The following is a 17,197-nucleotide window of genomic DNA, read 5'->3' as shown; positions in this document are numbered from 1 at the left end:
ATTTCAATAAGTTTTATTATGAATATTTGTTTTGATTCTGTGGTGAAAAAAATGATACACTTATACGATGAGGCAAATAATTTCAAATCCTTAACTTTGTAGTTTTCAAAGGGTATTAAACTCGTGAAAAAAAATTCATATAACCAAAAGAAATAACAATGTCAATAACAAATGAACATGAATTGGCAGGAATGCAGAAAGTGAGTGAAGCTGTAGCCTATACCTTAAAAGAAATGATTAATTATGCCCAACCCGGCATGACGACAAAAGAAATTGATGAATACGGGGCTAAGATTCTTTCCGGTTTCGGTGCAAAATCAGCTCCTTATTTAACGTATGGTTTTCCGGGCTGGACCTGTATCAGTGTAGATAATGAATTTTGTCACGGTATTCCGACCGATGAACGGATTTTAAAAGAAGGAGATCTTATTAACATTGATGTTTCAGCAGAGCTTAACGGATATTGGGCAGATAACGGAGGTTCTTTTATCATTGGAAAAGATATTAATTTCCATCAAAAACTGGTAGATGCTTCCAAAGATATTTTACAGAAAGCCATCAATTCTATAAAAGGAGGCGTAAAAATAGCTGATATTGGATTTCTGATGGAAACTGAAGCTAAGAAAAGAGGTTTTAAAGTGATTAAGAATCTTGCCGGGCATGGTGTTGGGAAAAGCTTACATGAGCAGCCTGATGAGCTGTTTAATTATAAAAACCGTTTCGATTCCAGACGGTTCAAGAAGAATTCTGTGGTGGCTATCGAAACATTTATTTCAACTTCTTCAAACTTAGCTGTAGAACTCAATGACGGTTGGACTATGGTAGGGAACAAAGGAGGGTATATGGCACAGCACGAACATACCATTGTGGTGACGGATGGAAAACCCATCATTTTAACACAGATGAATGAAATCCTGAACTAAGAATTTACTCTTCATATAGAATAAAAAGACACTTACATCAATGCAAGTGTCTTTTTTAGCTATTATTCTTGTTAACTTATATGTTTGCAAGCAGGCTGGCACCACTGATTTTTTATTTTTATTTTCCTCCGCCGCTATTTTTCTCTACATCCGTCTTGGTATTTCCTTTTACTTTCTGATTTCCGAAACGTTTCACAAAAGTAAGTGAAAATCCATACCAGTCGGATCTGGTAGAGCTTCTGTTGGTTCCGACCTGGCTGAAGCTAGTGGAATCAAAATTGGGTCTGCTGAAAATATTCATCAGCTGAAGGCTTATCTCCATCTGTGTTTTAGGGAATATTTTGGTGGCAGAGATATTATGGAAGATATTCGTTTTGTTCGCATATGAGTTTCCGTTGTTCTGGTTGGAGAGCTCTACCCATGCACTCAGGTTAATATTTTTATTAAACAGGTTGGTGTACGACAGGTTGGCCGAAGCGCCCAGATAGCTTATATAATTTTTACCCTTCAGATTATTGACTTCGTTGAAGTCATGATTGTCAATATAGTACCATCCAACACCCACATTCACATTCATTTTATTTTTCAGGAAAGTCTGGTTGGTATTCGCAAACAGATAATACTTTTGCACCTTTCCGTTGAAATTGGCAGGCAGGCTGACCGTTCTGCCGTTTTCCTCTGCGATAGATGTCCAGTAATCCCTGTCAGTATACATATACCTGGCTGAAAGAAAATACTTTTTCAGGATCCCGAATTTCATATAAAGCCTGTGGCTCGGGTTGGGTTCCAGGTCCATGTTTCCGCGTGAGTACGTTCCGTCATTGGTAGGGACAAGAAAAGGATTAAATTCCGAATACCACGGACGCCAGAGATTACGGTTATAGGTCAAGCTCAGATCATATTTATCCGAAAAAGAATATTTCACCAGTAAATTGGGAAGCAGAGTACTGTAAGAATCTTTTCTTTCCGTGCCGGCTATATCCTGTCTCATTTTATAATCGATGTGTTCATAACGGACTCCCACTCTTGTTTCCAGCTTTTCGAAGAAAGTTTTGCTGTAGTTTACATACAGGGAATTAATATTATCTTCGTAATGGAACACATCGTTCGGACGGAGGTTATCTGCGTTGTTCCCGGACAGATTATTAGGAATCACATTGTTATTGAAATCCATTTTTCCACCCACTTCAAAGTTTCCGCCCTTTCCAAGGGGTTGTGTATAATCTACTTTTAAATAATAGTTTCGGGTTTGTTCGTGAGAATTCAGACCTAGCAAGCTCACATCCGGTGTTATGTTGGATGTTTTTAGAAACTCATTTGTATTTTCCTGGGAATTGTAATTGGCTACTAAATTGACATCCAATATCCTGTTTTTCTCTTTATCGTAATATTTATAAAAGACATTCGTTCCCAGTGTGCGGTTACGCCCTGTTGCATCCTGATCCTGGTGATAAGAATCGAACAGCAGATCATTCTTTGTCCTTATGAAGTCAGAATCCGAGGTTGTGGAATTTTTGCTTTGATAATATTCAAGGATAAGCCCTATATTATTTTTATCATTCAGCTCATATTCAGATGTTGAGGAAAGGGAAGGGCTTTTATTTCTGCTTATGTTTTCATTATTGGTTTGGGTAACATCATTATCCTTGTATAAAGAGTTGATATATAGGCTTTTCTGTGCCCAGGTGTTGTCGCTGTAGCTTCCGACAAGCGTTTGTGTGAAATTTTTCTTATGATAATTAAGATTAAGATTGGTATACTGAGAATTCTTAGTATTCTGCCTGTTATTGAGGGTGATACTGCCCTTCATACCCTCATCATCTCTCTTTTTGAGCACGATATTAATGACCGATCCGGCTGTTTCGTAACGGGATGACGGACTTGTGATCACCTCAATTTTCATCAGGTTATCCGCGGGAATGGTTTTCAGGTATTCCTTTAATTCTTTCCCTGTGAAAACAGACTTTCTGTCATTGATGTAAACCGTCACCGATTCGCCCTCCGCTTTTATAGCATCATTATTGTCAATGCTCACCAAAGGCGTCATTCTAAGGACATCCCAGGTTGTATTTCCTGCAAGTATAGAGCTGTTGGATACATTAAACACTGTTCTGTCTACCTTAGATTCTACAGTAGGTTTTCTTGCTGTTAACGTAACTCCCTCAATCTTATTTTCCTTTTCCTTGATGGTGTCATTTTTTACTTGTGCAAATGTTAAAGAACCTATTAATAATGCAGCTGAAGATATAATTATTTTCATTCAAAGTGATATTTCACCAATAAGACAGTTATTGAAGAAGATTTGTTACATCGTATTAAGAAATAATTAAAAAAATTAATTTATGTAATCATTTTTATGAAAATCATACTATGAAAGCCAGGGCCTTGTGTAAAAAGATATGTGGCCATATAAAGTAAAATACGCCCTTTATTCGTTGATTCATATAAATAAGAAAATCTATTCTTATATTTATTCATCTGATACATCTTAATGACCAGATCGATTCAGAGCAAAAAACAGTGAAATGAATTTAAAGAAACAAATGGGACAGTTTCCCAACGAGAAAAGAAAAACCTATTTCAGTACGCTGACCAACTATATCCACGGGAAATTTCAGAATATACTTCCCACACCCGCATTACTGGAAGGAGAAAGTATGACCAAATTACTCCTGCAGGCATTATGTACAATAGAAAATGCAACTCCCAAAACACCCATTCCATTTGTAATCACAAATCTGAAAAACCTTAAACCGGAAGAAAATGTTCTCGTATGGTTCGGGCACAGCTCTTACTTTATCCAGGTCGATGGCAAAAAATTCCTTGTAGATCCTGTCTTCAGTGGAAATGCCTCACCAATGCCGGGTTCAATAAAAGCCTTTTCCGGATCAGATCATTACAAGCCTGAAGATATGCCGGACATAGATTTCCTCCTGATTTCACATGATCACTGGGATCACCTGGATTATTCCACGGTCCAGGCACTCAAAGACAAAGTAGATCAGGTGATATGCGGACTGGGGACAGGGCAGCATTTCGAGTACTGGGGATGGGATCCCGAAAAAATTATTGAAAAAAACTGGTGGGACAGCATTCATCCGGCAGATGGTTTCACCATTACACTGACTCCTGCAAGACATTTCTCGGGAAGACTCCTGAACCGGAATATCTCACTGTGGACCTCCTTTGTATTACAGACCCCATCTAAAAAATTGTTCTTAGGTGGCGACAGTGGTTACGGAGATCACTTTTCAGAGATCGGGGCGAAATACGGACCGTTTGATCTTGCGGTGATGGAATGCGGTCAGTATAATGAAAAATGGCCTTACATCCACAGCCTTCCGGAACAGATCATCAAAGAAGTGCAGGAACTCAGAGCCGGGAACTTTATTCCGGTCCATCATTCAAAATTTAAATTGGCCCAGCATCCCTGGTTTGAACCCCTGGAGCTTGTTTCAAAATATGCAGAAGAAAACAACATACCGGTTACCCATCCGATGATCGGAGAAAAAGTAGACCTGGATGTGCTGGGAAAGATACGATGGAAAAAATGGTGGGAAGAATTGATGTAATTCGGAGCTTTGTAAACAATCTTGATTCTGTATATCAATCTTATAAAATATCTGTAAATGGATATGTTTAAATCCTGTATTCCACTAATTTCAGATCCCTGGAAAGAAAAATATCAGGCAGTTCTTGCCGTAGAGCATCTGCAGATTATAGAAGATAATATCCTGAAATTTCGGAATAACACGCTGGAATGGGAGCTTCCCTATTTTAATGAAGAAATTAAAACAGACAGAAAAGAAAGTTCTGACCTCTTTATCAATGTATTTCGGAGCAATGATACAGATGAGGTGAAAGCAGCTGCGCTTGAAAAAATTCCGTTTGAACACTGGCTGAATATTTTAGGACAGAGGCTTACCTCTGCCAGCATTCGTGACGAAAATGCGATTCCGCCTTTACGGGACACATTGCTGCAAGCCTGCAGGAAGCCCTTTAACAGCGAAATTACCATTGCGCAGAGAGCATGGGAAAAGCATATCGGAAGAATGGATGATGAATTCTGGGGCGAAATCAAAGGAAATAATCTGCAGAAACAGGAAAAGGTTATGGAGAAGATCAGCTATATTCTGGACAACAGAACCTGGTGGAATGTTTTCTATCATTACAAACATGAACTTGTTTTTGAAGCCAGGGAAAAAGAAGGTCACGGGATTCGCTGGAGCCATGATGGGAAACAGCTGATCGGTTTTCTGGAAATATTTATCAACGATTAAAATATAAATTTTAGTGCGTAAAAAGACTGCGTACTGTGCAGATAATTTTGCACAGATAAACTGAAGCTATGGATTTTTTTAAATGGCCGGGAAACCTGTTTCAAGGTTCCTTATCTGCTAATCAATATTTTCTTTGCTTCAACAAAACAAAAACAAATGAATACATACATTGATATTGGCATTAATTTAACCAATAAACAGTTCTATAATGAACACGAAAAAATGATCAACCGTGCCCTGGATAATGGAGTAGAACAAATGATCCTTACCGGGACAAGCGTACGGGGGAGCAAAGAATCTGCTGAGATTGCAGAAGAATACCCCGATATTTTATTTTCTACAGCGGGAATCCACCCTCACGACGCCAAATCATTGAATCAGGAAAGTATCCGGGAACTTCGAAACCTTTTAAAATTGGATTATGTGGTAGCGGTAGGAGAATGCGGACTGGACTTTGACCGGGATTTTTCACCGAGGCCCATTCAGGAAAAATGTTACAAGGCTCAGCTGGAATTAGCCGTTGAGGTCAATAAACCGCTTTTTCTTCATGAAAGATCAGCCTTTAAAAGATTTAATGAAATTACAGATGAATATTTATCTGAATTACCGGAAGCGGTTGTCCATTGTTTTACAGGAACGCTGGAAGAAGCTAAAATCTATCTGGACAAAGGATTTTATCTGGGATTCACCGGAGCGATAAGTGACGAAAAAAGATTTAAGCAGTTGGAAGACGTTGTAAAATATACTCCGCTAGACCGGATGATGATAGAAACTGATGCCCCGTTTATGCTTCCGAAAAATATGCCGAAAGTACAGAATCGTCGGAATGAACCTTCTTTCCTGCCGTATGTAGCACAGACGATTGCACATCTGAAGAAAATGAGTATTTCAGAAGTCGCACATGAAACTACGGAAACCGCCAGAAATTTTTTCAAACTATAAAAAAGAGCTCTACTCATCAGGTAAAGCTCTTTTTTTATGGCGAAACTGCAAAATAGCAGCTTAATTTCTTTATTAAAGACTTTTTATCGCTGATTCCAAGGCCAGTTCCATCATTGGTTTAAGGGCCTTTTCTCTCTCATCAGCAGAAATCTTTTCATGGGTAGGAATAATATCAGTTACCGTAAGAATCGTAGCTGCATTTTTTCCTAAATGCTGTGCATTTGCGAATAATCCGAAAGCTTCCATTTCTACAGCCGGACAGTTGTACTTAGTGGCAATGGCAGGAATATTCGGGTCTTTTCTGTAGAAAATATCGCTGCTGTGTACATTGATCGCTTTGGCAGCTAAAGAAAGCTCCTGAGCCGTTTCATTGATTGTTCCGAAGATATTTCCCTGGTGAGGAAGGATATCCTCTTCAATTTCCCATGCATATTTTGCATATGTACTTTCACTCGCTGCATTTTCAATATTTAAAATATCAAAAAGTTTAAGATCTGTAGTATAAGCCCCGCATGTTCCGATTCTGATGATGGTATCTACTTCATATTCTGTAAATAATTCAAAAGAATAGATCCCGATGCTCGGAAAGCCCATTCCGCTAGCGCCTACAGTGATTTCCTTACCTTTATAAAGACCGGTATAGTAAAAGATTCCTCTTGTTTTGCTGACCAGTTTAGCATTTTCCAAATAATTTTCAGCAATATATTGTGCACGAAGCGGATCCCCCGGCTGCAATACTACTTTAGCAATTTCTCCTTTTTTTGCACTGATGTGAATACTCATAATGTTATTTTGAAGCGACAAAGATAGCAACTTTTAGATTGAATACTCCAATGTTGTATCTCAATGGACAAGTTTTCTAAGCACAAATTCCCCTCCTTCGGAGGGGTGGCAGATCGAAGATCTGACGGGGTGGTTAAAAAAGAAAAAAACTTCTCCGAACAGACCTCTTAGATTTCCAAACCTATGAGGTTTAATCAGAAGCTTAATATTTATTAATGACAATACAGTTTCAAAAGAGAATAACACAGAAGAAGTATTGGTGGCATCTCTTTCTTACTTTAGCAAAGCTAAAAGATGAATCATAATGAAAATTGAACATATTGCCTTCTGGGTAAAAGATCTGGAGAAGATCAGAGAATTTTATCAGAAATATTTTGGTGCCGTTTCCAATAAAAAATATCACAATCCTGCAAAACATTTCCAGTCTTATTTTTTAAGTTTTGACAATGGATGCCGTCTCGAGATTATGAACAGACCGGATATTCAGGAAAGTGCAAATTCTTATGATGCCCAGCAATATGGGATCATTCACTTGGCATTCTCGACAGGCAGCAAAGAAAAGGTAGATAAACTGACTGAAATTTTAAGAAAAGACGGCTATACCATAGCCGGAGAGCCGCGTACAACAGGTGACGGCTATTATGAAAGTGTTATTCTGGATCCCGAAAACAATATTATCGAAATAACAGATTGACCTTTATCTGAAATAATTTTTCATAAGATTAAAATGACACACAACAACCTGATACCATTTGCTAAATCTGCGGAAGCAAAAATACAGCACAAAACATCCAAGTATTAATCAACAGGCATTTTGTGAATTATTTATCATAAAGATTATTTAGCTGCCAGTCACTCACATAAAAAATTTTATTCTCTGCAAAATAGTTTTATTTTTGTTAGATGATGGAAACCAGATCACCATTTTTAGACACTATTTTTCTGCTTCGAAAAAGCGGCTGCATGACTGTTTTTTCAAATTTGCATGAGATCTCAAAAAAAGAAGAACAGGAAGCCGGTGATTATTTTGAAACAGAATTGGAAAAAGAAAGACTGGAATTTTTATCTCCGGAAGTTCCCTGTCATAAAGAGGCTGCGGTTTGGGCCGCGAAAGTTCTGTACTACAGTGCACAGCTTTATCTTATCCGTGAAAATACAGCAAAAGATCTGGATAAGCTGATCCCGAAACTGAAAATAACACCTGATACTTCCTCTGTTTTATCTGCTGATCTGTCATTAAGATTCCTTCCACAGATAGCATCTTTGCTGCATACTGCAGATCCTCATGATCCGTTGGTGAAGATTCTGGAAGACATTCTTGTACAGTTTCATTATTCCGGAATCGGATATCCGCTTAATCTGGAAAAAGTGAACTGGGAAAAAGAACTGAAAGATAAAACATACCGGAAATTATATCTCGAAAGAATCGTAGAAAAAAAGGCCTATGAACTGGCTGAAATTCCTTATGTTAATCAACTGCTTATGGCAGAATTCGGTCTGTATAAAGAGACATTCTGGAGAGAGTTAAAAATAATAACCGAAGAAAATTAATGATACAAAATATTACAAAACTAAATACGGTTCTCAACTATGTGAAAGATACTTTCGTAGGAAAGAATGATGTTGTAGACCTGTTGGGAATATGCCTCTTGGCCAAAGAAAACGCATTTCTGTACGGACCTCCGGGTACCGCAAAATCCGCCATCGTAAGAACACTGTCGAAAACAGTAAAAGATGGAAGAAACTTTGAATATTTATTAACCAGATTTACAGAGCCAAACGAAATTTTCGGTCCGTTTGATATCCGTAAACTAAAAGAAGGAGAACTTCTCACCAACACCGAAGGCATGATGCCCGAAGCTTCACTCGTTTTTCTGGACGAGATCTTCAATGCTAATTCTGCGATCCTGAATTCACTGCTGACCGCTTTGAATGAAAAAATCTTTAAACGAGGAAAAGAAACAAAACATCTGCCGGCACTGATGTTCGTTGGTGCCAGTAATGTTCTTCCGGAAGATGAATCCCTGAACGCATTATTTGACCGTTTTCTGGTTAGAATTAATGTCGATTATGTAAATCCTGAACTGCTTCAGCAGGTACTTCTGGCCGGAAGAAAGCTGGAAAATCAAATAGAGAGCGATATTCCTGAAATTCATGCAGAGGAAATCAGGGAACTTCAGAACCTGTGCAAAACCATAGATCTGAGACCCATCTACGAAGTCTATTTAAATACAATTATCAGCCTGAGAAATACAGGAATTACTATTTCCGACCGTAGAGCCGTAAAGCTTCAGAACCTGATTGCGGCAAGCGCACTAATCTGCGGAAGAAATGAAGCTGTGCTCTCCGATCTTTGGGTGCTGAAGCATATCTGGGACACAGAAGAGCAGATTGAGATTCTGGAAGGCATCATCAACAGAACCATTGAAAAAGATGATCACCCAAAATCCCATCCACAGGCTATGCAGAACAAAACTCCGAACCCGGAGGATGTCATGAAAGATGTAAAGATCCTTGTGGAAAAGTGGAACAGTGGAATGCTGAGTTTTGAAGAACAGAACGTAATCAAAGATAAATTGAGATACCTGCAGACCCGCTGCGACTGGATCAGAAATCCGGAGCAGAAGCAATATATTCAGCAAGAAATTGAAAGCTTATGGCAGAAAATCCTTCAAAGTGTGTAAAAGAATTCTTTGCAGAACTTCCCCTGGCCGATGAGGATTTCCTTGGTGCCATCCGGGACTGGAAAAATGTACAGATTGCAGTGGACGACGAAACAGTCTGGCTGAAAGGCTTTACAGAAGAACAGGCTTTATCCTCAGAGATCCAGCAACTCCCTGATTTTATACTATACGAATTGCGTGAAGGTCTTTTATTCAGAAAAGAGGCGCTGGTACCAAGTAAAAAAATGAGAACGGCTCTGCTTTGGTCACCAATAGATAAAGCACTCCGTCTTACTTTTCCCACTTCTAACAATAATTATTTTGGAATCAGCGAAAAAGTTATGGTTACATTAAAGCCGGGCGATGAAGAGCATCCTGTTGTAGCCCTATTATGTGCAATTGAAAACATAAAAGATAGTATTCCGGTACAGCCGAAATTTAAGTTGGAAAAGCTCGAATGGACTGTCATTGAAGATAAAGCACTGTTTCTGGGAACACCGTTGCTGAGTTTGCCCGGAAAAACATATTGGACCAGGGATAACCACCTTCTGCCTGCAGGTTTTGACTTTGAATTTAAAAATTTGAGTTCCCTTTTACGGCAGCAATATAACAAGGAGTCAGACAAATGGTTACTATGGAATGAAGACGGTACTTATCTTCCCATTAAAAAAGAAGATTTCCGGCCATTGTCCGTAAGCTCGTTCCGTCTTACTGAAAAAACAAAAGAATGGATTTAAACGAATATTTCCAGTCATACGAAAACTACTTTTGGGAGTGGGGGACCGACGAGGATATCGCCGGAGATTCCGGGTACCATGACTATAATCTTATCTCGATTCCCGGTGTTGGGGCTATAGCTTACAGACCATATGTCATGGAAATCCTGAAAGAACTTCAGCCACAGGGATGGCCTCCTTTTGGAGCATTGCTGATGGTTTTATATGCCATGCAGGATGGATACACCGATTTTGCAGGCCCATTGAAACATACCGCCAATTTTCACAGCATCGGAAACTTTGATTTCACAGCGGAAAAAAGCATCGAGTTCCTTGAAAAGCTGAAATCATTAAATAAAATCTATAAACAGGGGCAGAACAGAATTGTACTCCTCCAGACACTTTTCCAGGATTCTCACAACAGAATCGCTGCCGGAAAGGCAGAAATGATTCTGACCAACTATTACAGAAGACCCCATATGCTGGCCACCAGTGCCGAGAAAAAATATGCAGGACCGTCAGCCATTAATAAAGACCTGAGTACACTCAACCTGCTGAATGAAAAATTCCCGACTGTCCAATCTATTGTTGATGCCATGAGGGATCACATGGATGAGCCTGAACTGGATGACGAAGTAGTGGAAGAAGAGACAACTGTAGAAACCGATAAAGATTTTATCCAGCAGCTGATCGAAGAGCCCAAAACATTTCAGGTAGGAAGCCTGATCAAAAGAATATGGAGCGGACTGAGAATTCCTATGAGACACCTTTCTCCCGGAGAACAGCCCATCGGGGGAATTTCTGATATGGCCAATAAAGGCGATCTCCACAGAATGCTTCTTTCCGAATTTGCTAATGATGATGAGGTTTTCATGAACCGTGTAGCGAATAATGAAGCACTGTATATCCAGAGAGAAATCCCGCCGGAAGAAAATATTTTTGAACGGATTATTTTAATTGATACTTCCCTGAAAAACTGGGGAACCCCTAAAGTATTGGCGTTTGCGTCGGCTATTGCGGTGATCAGACATCCAAAAGCTCATTCCGAATGTAAAGTTTTTGCTTTGGGGCAGGCTGGAATACCAATTTCCCTGGACAAGCCGGAAAATGTTATCGAAAACCTGAATCAGGTAAGCCCGGTCCTTGAAGTTTCAGAAGCACTTGGAAAATTTTTTAGTGAAGAACATACCGGGAAAGATCTTGAAGTTTTTTTTATCACCCATCAGGAAAACCTGGCTGATGAAAAGGTCCGGAAAGTAATCCACGAAAACAGGGACAGGCTGAAATTCCTAATAACCACAGCCTCAGACGGTGAACTGAATTTTTATAAACATCATAAAGGAGCGCGTAAGCATATTCAGAAAATAAAGCTTCCGCTTCAGGAATTATGGGCCAATCCTCCACAACGTAAACAAAAAGCTCATAATATTAACGGTAAAAAAACGGATCTCCCGCAGAATTATCCGATCCTGTTTCCGACTCCGTCCAATAAGATTGCCCGGTTTCTCTATGAAGGCGAATTCTATATTCTAAGTTCGAAAAAGCAGTTGTTGAAAACGTATCTTTCTGATAATTACTATGACCGGAACTCTTATGATTACTACAAAACATACCATGGATGCGAAGTTTTGATAGAAGATATTTCTGTGAAACCAAGAGGAGAGTTTGCTTTGGCCAAAAACAAACAGCAGCATTTTATCTTATGCCAGTATCAGCCGGATAAAAAGCTCATTTCCAGGCTGAACCTCAATACAAAGGAATATTCCGAACAGAATGTTACCGGGTTTAATATCCCGGGCTCATACCGTCTGATCTATTTTGGAAAGAATTTTTATCTGCATCAGCCTATGAATTCTTCCCGTTATAAGATCAATTTAGAAGGAAATATATCTGTAGAATCCATTTTTAATGATGATGCTGAAATAGATAAAAATATAGCCAAAGCGGAAGCAGAAGTTGCCAAACTGAATCGCAGCGGCATGAAAATAATCAGTAACTTCAATAAAATAGGGATCAATGAGAATAATAATCTCGTCATTTCCGGCAATGAACTGTGCAGGCTGTATGACAACTCACTGAACCTTTATAAAAACAGGTTTACGGTTAAGATCCCTGCAGAACAGAACAAAAACAAATTTACATTTCAGGACGGAAGCGAGATCATTACAGATTCCCGCGGAATGCTTACTTTTAAAAGCAGCAATACCGGTATTCCTACATTTTACATTCCTTCCACGGAGTATGGATTTTTGGCTTTAGCAACCAATACAGAGTATGGGGGCTCGGAATATTACCTTCCGAAACAGACCCTGCTGAAGGTGAAGACTATGGAAGAAATGTATGCTCAGTATTTAACAGCATTTATTGATCAGATCCTGGATTATGGAGCTTAGAATAAAACCTTTTCCGAAAAATAACTATCCTAAAAAAGGGCTTTTGATCAAGGACCCGTCGCCCCGCGTATGGCTTTATGAAATGGAAGTATTGGGGATAGATCTCAATAAAGTAAAATCCTATGCTATTCCGGCAGACCAGCCTGATGTCTTGTACGGATGCTTGCTTGTATTTTATGATGAAGCTCCACAGGAAATCGGGAAAAATGCTTATTTCCAATGCGTTGATGACAGACTTTTTATTCCTGAAAATACCGTATTCTATCCCAGGATCAACCCGGAAGACTGGCAGTCTGTCGGTTCACGGTATATCGTTATGCATCCTGATTTTGGTCTTGTGAAGCTTTCAGAAGAAATAAACTGGATTTCTCTGCTGCAGGAACCGGAAATAACAAAAGGCAAAGTCAGAAAGCCATCGAATGGCGTGAAAACTCTACAGCACATCGAAAGCTTTGCTGTTGAAATGGATGATGAAAAAGTTCTGGCAACCCTTCAGCAGCCGAGAAATGAAGAAGAATGGATGAAAAACCTGCCTTTTGACCTCAAAAAAGTGATGGCAGGAAATAAAAAAGAAATTGAAAAGTATTTAAAATATATTGAAAAATATCCTGACAGAGCTGTAGAATTAGGAGTGCCTTTAGATATTATGGGGACTTCCCGTGGTGACGGCTTTGGAAAATTTACTTTTGGAGACAGCTGGCTGAGTGCCCTGTTCGGAGGCTCAGGCGATAAAAAAGAAACAGCAGGGAGCCGGAATTTCCGCTGGATATTCTGGGGTGTTGTCGTGATGGCAATACTCTTCAGAATTTTTATGCCCTCAGATAAAGACAGAACCCAGAAAGAAGATTTTCTCGTTTCATCCGGCAAAATTATGAACGGAACTGAAAAAACGCAGGCAGACATGATCGCCTATCAGTCCGGAGTAACAGATATTGACATGAAAATTGACTCTATTTACGGAAAGACAAGGAAAAAACTTTCCAGTGAATATGTTGCGGCAGGCGCTGCCATGTCAAAAGACAAAAACGAAAGGGAACAGTATAAAAAATCAGGAGGCAGAAACCTTGGCGAAGTCGGAAATGACATCGAAAAGCTCAATGCCAGAGAACAGAACAGCAGGGACTCCCTGAAAATTGTGTATTCAAAAAGAATAACAAAGCATCTTGTTCAGCAGGAACCAGCTATGAAACGCCGCATTTCGGATTCTCTCAAACAGAACAGCAAAGGAAAACCGGTCAACGGTGAAGTCGTAAAATTTGTTTTAAAGAAAAAGCAGGTGCTTATGGCGGATTCTCTTGGAAAGCTTTATGGAACACTTGATATAACGGACCTTCCTCCGTCTCCGGTTAAAGATTCCAACATAGGGACTTTGGAGAAAAATACCAGTACATCAGAAAATAAAACTTCCGTTCTAGATATCCTGTATCTTGTGATTTTTATGTTTGGAGCTGTGGGGATCTATTCTTTCATTTTCAGAAGGAAATCACTGAACCTTGGCGGCGATAATGTGCCTTTATGGGTAAAGCTGATTCTGTCTGCAGTTCTTGTTTCCATGCTGGTGTATCTGTTTTACCCTTTGATAAATATGTTTGGGTACAACTGGTTTGTATGGATCCTGGTGATCTGTGTCATCCTTCTTCTTTACCGCCTGTTCAACGAAGATAAAACCATTTTAAACCCTGAAGATGATGAATAAGCAGAAATTTATAGACAAATTCCTGATTGCATTTATGATCCTGGCGGTGTTTAAGATCATTGGCATTGCAGCACAGCTGTTTCACGAAAGCTTTTGGAGCGTGGTGGGAACGCTGGTGATCTTCCTTGTCGTGGCTTTTATAATCATGATTGTGATTACTGCTTTAAAAGATAAAGAACGGAACCGGAAAAACTCCGGACGTAGAGGTTCCGGAGGCGGAAATTTTTACCTGGAAACCTCTTTATTTGATAGAATCAGAAATAAATATGAAGAGCTTGCCGAAAAATATATCGCTGAAAAGGATTATAAAAAAGCAGCAAAAGTGTATATGAATCTTCTTCAGGATAGTTTCCGGGGCGCAAAGACCCTGGAAAACGGAGGTTTCTACAATGAAGCGGCAGCGGTTTATCTTAAAAAACTAAACAATAAATCGGAAGCAGCCTCCTGTTACGAAAAAGCAAAACAGTACAAAAAAGCTATCGATCTGTACAAAGAAATGCAGCAGAAAGAGAAAGTAGGAGACCTTTACAAGGAACTCAATGATCTTAAAAATGCCCACAGCTACTATCAGATGGTGGCAGATGACTATACAGCCAACAGCCAGATGGTAAAAGCTTCTTTGGTATACAGCAAAAAAATGGAGCTGCCGGAAGAAGCACAAAAAGTATTGCTGAAAGGCTGGAACGAAGACAAAGATGCATTCAACTGCCTGAATAATTACTTTGCCAATGTTTTTGACGTTAAAAAACTGGAAGCTGAAATTCAGAATCTTTACCGGGAAACTCCTTCCTACAAAAAGATGATTTATCTTGAAGCCATGAAGCATGAATTTAAAAAAGATCCGAAATTACAGTCAATAACCCGCCATATTGCCTATGAAATTATTGCAGAAAAAGTGGGTACGCGGTCGGAAATTATTAATGAACTGAAATATTTCAATCCGGATGACAACGTAATACTGAAAGATATTTCGAGGTTTAAAACAGGAAGGAACAAAATGTTGAGGAAGTAAGATTTAAAGATTAAAATATTTAAAGATTCCTAGAGCCGGAGAATGTAAGGTGGCTGAGGCACTCGAAGCCACCGTCTCATATCTTCCATAACTGATCATTTCACAATTAAACTAATCCCCCGATTAGTGAACAAAAACATTATTTTCATTGCTCAAAAACAATTTTTCATATCTTTGCGCCAGAAAATTATGACACTACAAAGAGCACATATCAACGTAAATCTATGCGATAGCCCTTCAATAAAAGGATTATTCGGATACGAATGGATGATATGGAATGAGGCGAAATGTGCTTGCTTTGAAAATTATTTACAATAAACCCGTAAGAATTTAAACAAAATACCGCAGAAACGCCTCGAGTTATCGAGGCGTTTCTTGTATTTTAGGCCATAAATTATTTAGAATGAAAAAAAATAACCATAAAAACAAAAATTTTTTAATTAACAATGAACATTTAATACAATAAATAAGAGTGATAAGTAACCCGATGAGAGACAGTCATTTAGGTATTTAAGAGATCTGCAGGATATTGCGGACAGTTATTTCTTATGCTGAAATTTGAATATAATAAACTGATTTTCAGTGTTTTAAATGAAAAATAAATTTGTGAGTTAAAAAATTTCATACTTACTTTGCAACCGAAAATTGAAAGCAACAGGTTTTTCAGGATTCAAAAACTTTTTAAACAACAGGAATATAATGAAACAATTACATAACATATCTAATCAGTATTCGAGATTACACGGACAGGAGCCGAAAGGATATGCATGTATCATTCTTGATAGTGAATTTATAGTTAAAAGGTGCTTATATACGTGGGTCAGCTAATGATCTCTTACGTCAGAATATACAGCACCTCCCGAAAAGAGGTGCTTTTTTTATGGTTTCTTTAGCTTATTTGGTAAAGCACCGGTCTGTGGAACCGGAGAACAGGGTTCGATCCCCGAAGATACCCCAATAAATGGGAATGATTAATGATGAATCTTATTAAATGTGAAATGGTCAATAGTGAATTGTGAATATAAAATTGACAGGCAAAGCAAATTGACAATTCACCAGTCACAACAAAACAATCTCATAGCTCAATAGGTCAGAGCACCGGTCTTTTAAACCGGGGGTTGAAAGTTCAAGTCTTTCTGGGATTACAAAATAGTTCTGTAGCTCAATTGGATAGAGCGTTGGTTTTCTAAACCGAAGGTTAGAGGTTCGATCCCTCTCAGAATTACAAAAAAGGTCTATTGAGGTAAAGGCTAACCTGCCCGACTGTCTCTTGGGCACTGCGGGTTCGATTCCCGCATAGACCGCAAGGTTCATGAGAAAATTTTAATTCGGCTGTCTCCGGGAAAAATTGGAAACTGAACCTGAAAAACTGGAAAGATAACGGTGGTTGTTTACCCGTCTTGGACGCGGGAGGTCGCAAGTTCGAATCTTGCTTTCCAGACTAAAAAAGTGAATGGTGAATTGTGAATTCTGCTTCGCAGGTGAATTTAAAAATTGACAGTAAAACGAATTGACTGTTCACGATTCACAAAAAAAGATTTCGTAGCTCAAGTGGTTAGAGTGTCGGTCTGATACACCGAAGGTTGAAGGTTCAAGTCCTTCCGGAATTATAAGATATGAAAAAGTGAATGGTGAAGAGTAAATTCTGCTTCGCAGGTGAATTTAAAAATTGACAGTAAAACGAATTGACTGTTCACGATTCACAAAAAAAGATTGCGTAGCTCAAGTGGTTAGAGTGTCGGTCTGATACACCGAAGGTTGAAGGTTCGAGTCCTTCCGGAATTACAAG

Annotated in this window: 13 protein-coding genes and 7 tRNA genes; 18 read left to right on the top strand and 2 right to left on the bottom strand. The window is 39.0% G+C overall.

The features are described 5' to 3' along the window. Positions 1-158 precede the first annotated feature (158 nt). On the top strand, positions 159-923 hold the full coding sequence (gene map, locus AC4IFE_RS13575) for a type I methionyl aminopeptidase (RefSeq protein WP_490757707.1): 765 nt from the start codon (positions 159-161) through the stop codon (positions 921-923). A 118-nt stretch (positions 924-1,041) separates the two neighbouring features. Here map and AC4IFE_RS13570 read toward each other — a convergent pair whose 3' ends face one another. Then, a complete protein-coding gene (locus tag AC4IFE_RS13570; protein WP_490757706.1) occupies positions 1,042-3,183 on the bottom strand; it encodes an outer membrane beta-barrel protein in 2,142 nt (713 codons plus the stop codon). 265 nt (positions 3,184-3,448) lie between these two features. Here AC4IFE_RS13570 and AC4IFE_RS13565 point away from each other — a divergent pair, with 265 nt between their 5' ends. The 3 genes from AC4IFE_RS13565 to AC4IFE_RS13555 all read left to right on the top strand — a co-directional run bounded on the left by AC4IFE_RS13565 (position 3,449) and on the right by AC4IFE_RS13555 (position 6,145). After that, positions 3,449-4,495 (top strand): MBL fold metallo-hydrolase, encoded by a 1,047-nt coding sequence (locus tag AC4IFE_RS13565; RefSeq protein ID WP_490757705.1) that lies wholly within the window; start codon positions 3,449-3,451, stop codon positions 4,493-4,495. Between the two features lie 57 nt (positions 4,496-4,552). Further along, positions 4,553-5,203, top strand: coding sequence for a hypothetical protein (locus tag AC4IFE_RS13560; RefSeq protein WP_490757704.1), 651 nt, complete (start codon positions 4,553-4,555; stop codon positions 5,201-5,203). 156 nt (positions 5,204-5,359) lie between these two features. Next, entirely contained in the window at positions 5,360-6,145 is a 786-nt protein-coding gene (locus tag AC4IFE_RS13555) for a TatD family hydrolase (protein ID WP_490757703.1), read from the top strand. Positions 6,146-6,217: 72 nt separating this feature from the next. On the opposite strand, the gene deoD is transcribed toward AC4IFE_RS13555, so the two are convergent. Further along, positions 6,218-6,928 (bottom strand): purine-nucleoside phosphorylase, encoded by a 711-nt coding sequence (deoD, locus tag AC4IFE_RS13550; RefSeq protein ID WP_490757702.1) that lies wholly within the window; start codon positions 6,926-6,928, stop codon positions 6,218-6,220. A 304-nt stretch (positions 6,929-7,232) separates the two neighbouring features. Between deoD and AC4IFE_RS13545 the strand changes: the two genes are divergently transcribed. From AC4IFE_RS13545 to AC4IFE_RS13480, 14 genes are all read left to right on the top strand, one after another. Continuing rightward, positions 7,233-7,622, top strand: coding sequence for a VOC family protein (locus tag AC4IFE_RS13545; protein ID WP_490757701.1), 390 nt, complete (start codon positions 7,233-7,235; stop codon positions 7,620-7,622). Between the two features lie 209 nt (positions 7,623-7,831). Next, positions 7,832-8,479 (top strand): hypothetical protein, encoded by a 648-nt coding sequence (locus AC4IFE_RS13540; RefSeq protein ID WP_490757700.1) that lies wholly within the window; start codon positions 7,832-7,834, stop codon positions 8,477-8,479. After that, positions 8,479-9,612 carry an AAA family ATPase gene (locus AC4IFE_RS13535; RefSeq protein WP_490757699.1) on the top strand — a complete coding sequence of 378 codons (1,134 nt, stop codon included), beginning with the start codon at positions 8,479-8,481 and terminating at the stop codon, positions 9,610-9,612. The genes AC4IFE_RS13540 and AC4IFE_RS13535 overlap by 1 nt, the downstream gene beginning before the upstream one ends. Further along, entirely contained in the window at positions 9,585-10,328 is a 744-nt protein-coding gene (locus AC4IFE_RS13530) for a hypothetical protein (RefSeq protein WP_490757698.1), read from the top strand. The genes AC4IFE_RS13535 and AC4IFE_RS13530 overlap by 28 nt, the downstream gene beginning before the upstream one ends. Then, positions 10,319-12,700, top strand: a complete 2,382-nt coding sequence (locus AC4IFE_RS13525; protein ID WP_490757697.1) for a hypothetical protein — start codon at positions 10,319-10,321, stop codon at positions 12,698-12,700. Before AC4IFE_RS13530 ends, AC4IFE_RS13525 begins: the two co-directional genes overlap by 10 nt. Continuing rightward, complete coding sequence (locus tag AC4IFE_RS13520) at positions 12,690-14,396, top strand: APC family permease (RefSeq protein ID WP_490757696.1); 1,707 nt, start codon at positions 12,690-12,692, stop codon at positions 14,394-14,396. The genes AC4IFE_RS13525 and AC4IFE_RS13520 overlap by 11 nt, the downstream gene beginning before the upstream one ends. Then, positions 14,386-15,408: a soluble NSF attachment family protein gene (locus AC4IFE_RS13515; RefSeq protein WP_490757695.1), complete on the top strand. Its 1,023-nt coding sequence runs from the start codon at positions 14,386-14,388 to the stop codon at positions 15,406-15,408. The genes AC4IFE_RS13520 and AC4IFE_RS13515 overlap by 11 nt, the downstream gene beginning before the upstream one ends. Positions 15,409-16,291: 883 nt before the next feature. Then, positions 16,292-16,365: transfer RNA gene (locus tag AC4IFE_RS13510), tRNA-His, on the top strand. Between the two features lie 114 nt (positions 16,366-16,479). Next, positions 16,480-16,553, top strand: a tRNA-Lys gene (locus tag AC4IFE_RS13505). A 6-nt stretch (positions 16,554-16,559) separates the two neighbouring features. Next, a tRNA-Arg gene (locus tag AC4IFE_RS13500) sits at positions 16,560-16,633 on the top strand. 7 nt (positions 16,634-16,640) lie between these two features. Beyond that, a tRNA-Asp gene (locus AC4IFE_RS13495) sits at positions 16,641-16,712 on the top strand. Between the two features lie 65 nt (positions 16,713-16,777). Beyond that, positions 16,778-16,849 (top strand) — tRNA-Pro (locus AC4IFE_RS13490). 95 nt (positions 16,850-16,944) lie between these two features. Continuing rightward, a tRNA-Ile gene (locus AC4IFE_RS13485) sits at positions 16,945-17,018 on the top strand. A 101-nt stretch (positions 17,019-17,119) separates the two neighbouring features. Continuing rightward, positions 17,120-17,193, top strand: a tRNA-Ile gene (locus tag AC4IFE_RS13480). Positions 17,194-17,197: the final 4 nt, after the last annotated feature.

It is taken from the genome of Chryseobacterium sp. UF-81 (assembly GCF_058245105.1).
The sequence above is the reverse complement of the archived record's forward strand: the minus strand, read 5'-3'. Positions and strand labels throughout refer to the sequence as shown.

Coding starts and splice junctions, on each gene's coding strand:
- AC4IFE_RS13565 (WP_490757705.1), top strand. CDS start 3,449: ATGAATTTAAAGAAACAAATGGGACAGTTTCCCAACGAGAAAAGAAAA.
- AC4IFE_RS13515 (WP_490757695.1), top strand. CDS start 14,386: ATGATGAATAAGCAGAAATTTATAGACAAATTCCTGATTGCATTTATG.
- AC4IFE_RS13540 (WP_490757700.1), top strand. CDS start 7,832: ATGATGGAAACCAGATCACCATTTTTAGACACTATTTTTCTGCTTCGA.
- AC4IFE_RS13520 (WP_490757696.1), top strand. CDS start 12,690: ATGGAGCTTAGAATAAAACCTTTTCCGAAAAATAACTATCCTAAAAAA.
- AC4IFE_RS13530 (WP_490757698.1), top strand. CDS start 9,585: ATGGCAGAAAATCCTTCAAAGTGTGTAAAAGAATTCTTTGCAGAACTT.
- AC4IFE_RS13545 (WP_490757701.1), top strand. CDS start 7,233: ATGAAAATTGAACATATTGCCTTCTGGGTAAAAGATCTGGAGAAGATC.
- map (WP_490757707.1), top strand. CDS start 159: ATGTCAATAACAAATGAACATGAATTGGCAGGAATGCAGAAAGTGAGT.
- AC4IFE_RS13525 (WP_490757697.1), top strand. CDS start 10,319: ATGGATTTAAACGAATATTTCCAGTCATACGAAAACTACTTTTGGGAG.
- AC4IFE_RS13535 (WP_490757699.1), top strand. CDS start 8,479: ATGATACAAAATATTACAAAACTAAATACGGTTCTCAACTATGTGAAA.
- deoD (WP_490757702.1), bottom strand. CDS start 6,928: ATGAGTATTCACATCAGTGCAAAAAAAGGAGAAATTGCTAAAGTAGTA.
- AC4IFE_RS13555 (WP_490757703.1), top strand. CDS start 5,360: ATGAATACATACATTGATATTGGCATTAATTTAACCAATAAACAGTTC.
- AC4IFE_RS13560 (WP_490757704.1), top strand. CDS start 4,553: ATGGATATGTTTAAATCCTGTATTCCACTAATTTCAGATCCCTGGAAA.
- AC4IFE_RS13570 (WP_490757706.1), bottom strand. CDS start 3,183: ATGAAAATAATTATATCTTCAGCTGCATTATTAATAGGTTCTTTAACA.